Genomic DNA, 5,027 nt, shown 5'->3' on the forward strand with positions numbered 1-5,027 from the left:
AGCGAGGCCGAGGAGGAAGAGCTGCGCCGCCAGGCCCACGAGCGTGCGGCCTCCGGCGGCGACGGCGGTCCGGGCGGCTCGTACGACGCCATCGACTCCGACAGCGGCTCCCACGGCGGCGGCGCCGAGTTCACCGGGGACTTCGACGGGGACTTCGACGGCGGCGACGACTTCACGGGCGGCTTCGACGACTTCGGCTGACCCACCACGAACTCCCGCTCTCCGAAAGGCCGTTCACCACCATGCCCCGCTGCTGCGCCTGCACCGGCCCCGACCCGGGCCGCGCCCGCACCCACCTCGCCGCCCTGACCGGCACACCGGTGGAGACCGCCGCCGCCCTGCTCCCCGCCGAACCCGGCTTCGCCGAGGGCCCGTTCGGCGTCGACGGCGTCACCGCCGTCGGGGAGGTCACCCTGCACAACCGCCCCGCCCTGCTCGCCGCCCTCACCGCCGCCGGCGCCCCCGCACCCGCCGGCTGCCCCGACGGCGAACTGCTGCTCCGGCTCTGGCTGCGCCTCGGCGCGGACGGCGTCCGGCAGGCCGACGGCCTCTTCGTCCTCCTCGCCGCCGACGGGCCCGACCTCGTCCTCATCCGCGACCACGCCGGCGCCCGCACCGCCTTCTACGCCCGCGCCGACGGCTGCTGGGCCGCCGCCACCTCGCTGCGCGCCCTGCGCCACTGGCCGGCCCTCGGCGCCGGGCTCGACCTGGCCGCCGTCCGTTCGTTCCTCACCTTCGCGTACCTGCCCGGCGACGAGACGCTGGTGCGCGGCGTCCACGAGGTGCTCCCCGGACGGATCCTGCGGCTCGCCGCCGACGGCACCGTCCGCGAGGAGCACTACTGGGAACCCGCCGAGCACGTCACCGATCCCGGCGGCCCGCCCGAGGCGTACGCCCGGCGGCTGCGCGCCCTGCTGGAAGAAGCCACGGCGCGACGGCTGCCGCCCGGGGAGGACGTGGCCGTGCTGCTGTCCGGCGGCGTCGACAGCTCCCTCGTCACCGCGCTCGCCGCCCGCCTGCACGACCGGCCCGTCCACACGTACTCGATCGGCTTCGGCGCCGGCCTGCCCGACGAACTCGGCTACTCCGGCCTCGTCGCCGCGCACTGCGGGACGGCGCACCGCGTCCTCACCGTCTCCGGCAGCGAGGTCGCCGCCCGGCTCGCGGACACCGTTGCCCTGCTGGACAGCCCGGTCGGCGACCCGCTGACCGTCCCCAACCTCATGCTCGCCGAGGCGGTCGCCGCCGACGGCCTGCGAGTCGTGCTCAACGGCGAGGGCGGCGACCCCGTCTTCGGCGGCCCCAAGAACCTGCCGATGCTCGTCCACGAGATGCACCGCGACGATCCCTCCCCCGGGGCGCGCGCCGAGGCCTACCTGCGCTCGTACCGCAAGTGCTACGAGGACCTGCCCCGGCTGCTCACCCCCGCCGCCCTGCGGGCGCTGGAGGGCGAGCCGGCGCCGCACCGGTTCGTCGCGCCCTACCTGCGGCCCGGCCCGATGACCTCCCTGCTCAACCAGCTGCTCCACTGCAACCTGCGGACCAAGGGCGCCCACCACATCCTCACCAAGGTCGAGCGGCTCACCGCCTCCCGGGGCGTCCAGGGCCGCGCCCCGCTCTTCGACCGGCACGTGATCGACCACGCCTTCGCCACCCCGCCCCGGCTCAAGCTGCACGGCACGGTCGAGAAGTGGGTGCTCAAGGAGGCCGTCCGCGACCTCCTGCCCGCGACCGTCACCGACCGCCCCAAGAGCGGCATGCGGGTGCCCGTCCAGCAGTGGCTGCGCGGGCCGCTGCGCGACCTCTCCGGCGACCTCCTGCTCGGCCGGCGGGCCCGCGAGCGCGGCCTGTTCAGGCCGGACACCGTCCGCACGTGGATGCGCCGCGAGGGCACCCTGCTGCCCCGCCAGGGCGGCAAGCTCTGGCTCCTCCTCACGCTCGAACTGTGGCTCCGCGCCTACGGCCTGTGACCAGGAAGGCTCTCCCATGGACCTGATCGACCCGCGCACCGGCGCCGTCCGCGGCACCCTCGACCCGGCCCGCGCCGACCGGGTCACCGCCGCCGTCGCCACCGCCCGCGCCGCCGCGCCCGCCTGGCGCGCCCTCACCCCGCGCGAGCGCGAACGGCGGCTGGACGCGCTCGCCGACCTCGTCGAGGCGTACGTCGCCGAGTACGCGGCGCTGGAGCGGGCCGGCACCGGCAAGCCCGAGTCCGAGGCGGACGGCGAGGTGCGCCAGTCCGCCGACCTGTTCCGCTTCGCGGCGGGCGCCGCCCGGGCCGCCACCGCGCCCGCCGCAGGCCGCTACCTGCCCGGCCACGAGAGCTGGGTGCGCTGGGAGCCGGTCGGCGTCGCCGCCGCGATCGTCCCGTGGAACTACCCGCTGCTGATGGCCGCCTGGCGCTGTGCCCCGGCCCTCGCGGCCGGCAACACCGTCGTCCTCAAGCCCGCCGAGACCACCCCCGACTCGGCCGTGCTGCTCGCCGAGCACGCGGCCCAGGCCCTCGGCGAGGGCGTCCTCGTCGTGCTGCCCGGCGACCGCGAGACCGGGCGCCTGCTGGTCGCGGACGCCGTCGACCTGATCGCCTTCACCGGCAGCGCCACCGCCGGCTCCGCCGTCGCCGCCCGCGCCGGACACCGCCGCGTCAGCCTCGAACTCGGCGGCAACAGCCCGGTGCTCGTCCTGCCCGACGCCCCCGCCCACACCTGGAGCGCGCTCGCCGAGGCCTGCACGTACAACGCCGGCCAGTCCTGCGCCGCCCCCGCCCGGGTGATCACCCTCGACGAGAACTACGAACACGCCATCACCGAGCTCACCGCCGCCCTCGCCGAACGCCGCTCCGGACGGGACTTCGGGCCGCTCAACAACGCCGGCCAAGCCGCCCGTTACGACCGCCTGCTCGCCGCCTCCGCCGCCAAGCGCTCCCCCGCCGCCCCCGGCCGCGCCGATGGGCTGTGGCGCCCCGCCCGGCTGCTCGCCGACCTGCCCGACGACGACCCGGCCGTCGTCGAGGAGGTGTTCGGCCCGCTGCTCACCGTCCAGCACGCCCCGACCGCGGAGGCCGCCCTCGCCCTCGCCAACGGCGTCCCGCAGGCCCTCGCCGCGAGCGTCTGGACCACCGACCTCGCCACCGCCCTCGACCTCACCGCCCGCCTGGACGCCGGCGAGGCCTGGATCAACTGCCACCTCGCCCAGAGCGCCGAACTCCCCCACGGCGGCCGCGGCACCTCCGGCCACGGCACCGACCTCAGCGCCCTGGCCCTCCAGGAGTACCAGCGCCCGAAGACGGTCACCGCCCGCCTCGGCGCCTGAGGACCCGTCCCGAAAAAGTTGCGTGCCGCGCACTATTGCGTGGCACGCACTTTTCCCGCAGGGTTGTCGTCATGACGACGGACGGGCCCGGGTTGCGGGAACAGAAGAAGGCCGCGACGCGGGACGCCCTCAGCTTCGCCGCGCTGCGGCTGGCGGTGGAGCGCGGGCTGGAGAACGTCCGGGTGGAGGACATCGCGTCCGCGGCCGGGGTGTCGCCGCGGACGTACAACAACTACTTCTCCAGCAAGGCCGAGGCGATCATGTCCCGGCTCAGCGACCGCATCCACCGGATCGCCGGATGCCTGCGGGCACGGCCGACCACCGAGCCGCTGTGGGAAGCGCTCACACACTCCGTGCTGCTGCCCTTCGAAAACGCGGTGGAGCAACCCGAGCCGCAGTGGACGGCCGGGGTCCGGCTGTTGCTGCACGAGCCCACGCTCCGGGGCGAACTGGCGCGGGCCACTGTGGAGTCGGAAGCCGCGCTCGTGGCGGCCGTGGCCACCCGGACCGGCACCGATCCCGTCCGGGACCTCTATCCGAAGCTGGTCGCCGCCGCCACGCTGGCCGCGCTCAAGGCCGCCACCGACCAGTGGCTCCTCGCCGAACCGACCGTCCCGATGCGGCCGTTGCTGCGGGAGGCACTCGGCCTCGTGGCCGCCGGACTGCCCGATCCGTCGTCGTCCACGTGAACCGACCTTCACCCAGGGGGAATTGCATGACGACCGACATAGTGATCGCCGGCGCGGGCCCGAACGGCCTGATGCTGGCCTGCGAACTGGCTCTGGCCGGCATCCGGCCGGTGGTCCTGGACCGCCTGCCCGAGCCCGCCCTCGCACCGAAGGCCAACGGGCTCGTCGGCCAGGTGGTCCGCCTGCTCGATCACCGCGGTCTGTACGAGCGCCTCGGCGGCGCCCCCGGAGCGCCGGCGCCCGCGCCCGCCTTCGTCTTCGGCGCCTTCCCGCTGCCGCTGCACCGCCTCGACGCGAACCCGCTGCACACGTTCATGGTGCCCCAGCACCGGATCGAGGCGGTACTCGCCGACCGCGCAAGCGAGTTGGGCGTCACCGTCCGGCGCGGACGCGAGGTGACCGGCTTCAGCCAGGACGGCGACGGGGTCACCGTCGAGATCCACGGGCCGGACGGCGTCGAGCGGATGCGCACGCGCTACCTGGTCGGCGCCGACGGCGGGCGCAGCACCGTCCGCAAGCTGGCCGGAATCGGCTTCCCGGGGGTGACCTCGCCCGATCCGGTCTCCCGCATCGCGCACGTGCTGCTGCCGGACGACGTCCGGGTCGACGACGCGGGCGCGTACGTGCTGCCGGGGTGTCCGACGCCCTTCCGCCCGTTCACCCACACGCGCACCGAGCACGGAGTGCTCATCATCGCCCCGATCGGCCCGGACGCCACCCTCGTCGTCACCCTGGAATGGGGCGGCGATCCGGTCGACGAGTCCGCGCCGATGACCCTGGACGAACTGCGGGCGAGCATACGCCGGGTAACCGGCGCGGACCTCGCGCTCACCCCGGCCCCGACACCGGGCGGGCACGTCCTGCGCCGTCAGGCCGGCCACAACACCCGCCTCGCCGAGCGCTACCGCGAGGGCCGCGTCCTGCTGGTCGGCGACGCGGCGCACGTGCACGCCGCCACCGGCGGGCCCGGCCTCAACCTCGGCCTCCAGGACGCCGTCAACCTCGGCTGGAAGCTCGCCGCGGAGC

4 protein-coding genes and 1 pseudogene are annotated in these 5,027 nt (G+C 75.6%); all 5 read left to right on the forward strand.

What is annotated here, in order from left to right:
* Window positions 1-201, forward strand: a pseudogene (locus tag AB0O00_RS29230) (hypothetical protein); the annotation flags it as partial.
* Between the two features lie 41 nt (window positions 202-242).
* Window positions 243-1,970: an asparagine synthase C-terminal domain-containing protein gene (locus AB0O00_RS29235; protein WP_363656804.1), complete on the forward strand. Its 1,728-nt coding sequence runs from the start codon at window positions 243-245 to the stop codon at window positions 1,968-1,970.
* Between the two features lie 16 nt (window positions 1,971-1,986).
* Window positions 1,987-3,312 carry an aldehyde dehydrogenase family protein gene (locus AB0O00_RS29240; protein WP_363656806.1) on the forward strand — a complete coding sequence of 442 codons (1,326 nt, stop codon included), beginning with the start codon at window positions 1,987-1,989 and terminating at the stop codon, window positions 3,310-3,312.
* Window positions 3,313-3,383: 71 nt separating this feature from the next.
* Window positions 3,384-4,001: a TetR family transcriptional regulator gene (locus AB0O00_RS29245; protein WP_363656808.1), complete on the forward strand. Its 618-nt coding sequence runs from the start codon at window positions 3,384-3,386 to the stop codon at window positions 3,999-4,001.
* A gap of 26 nt (window positions 4,002-4,027) precedes the next feature.
* Window positions 4,028-5,027: FAD-dependent monooxygenase (locus tag AB0O00_RS29250; RefSeq protein WP_363656810.1), on the forward strand; the 1,000-nt coding region annotated here is incomplete at its 3' end.

The sequence above is a fragment of the Kitasatospora sp. NPDC093558 genome, from assembly GCF_040683475.1.
Taxonomy (GTDB): domain Bacteria; phylum Actinomycetota; class Actinomycetes; order Streptomycetales; family Streptomycetaceae; genus Kitasatospora.

What these genes read in the sequence shown, in the direction of transcription:
- AB0O00_RS29235 (WP_363656804.1), top strand. Translation starts at nt 243, where the DNA reads ATGCCCCGCTGCTGCGCCTGCACCGGCCCCGACCCGGGCCGCGCCCGC.
- AB0O00_RS29240 (WP_363656806.1), top strand. Translation starts at nt 1,987, where the DNA reads ATGGACCTGATCGACCCGCGCACCGGCGCCGTCCGCGGCACCCTCGAC.
- AB0O00_RS29245 (WP_363656808.1), top strand. Translation starts at nt 3,384, where the DNA reads ATGACGACGGACGGGCCCGGGTTGCGGGAACAGAAGAAGGCCGCGACG.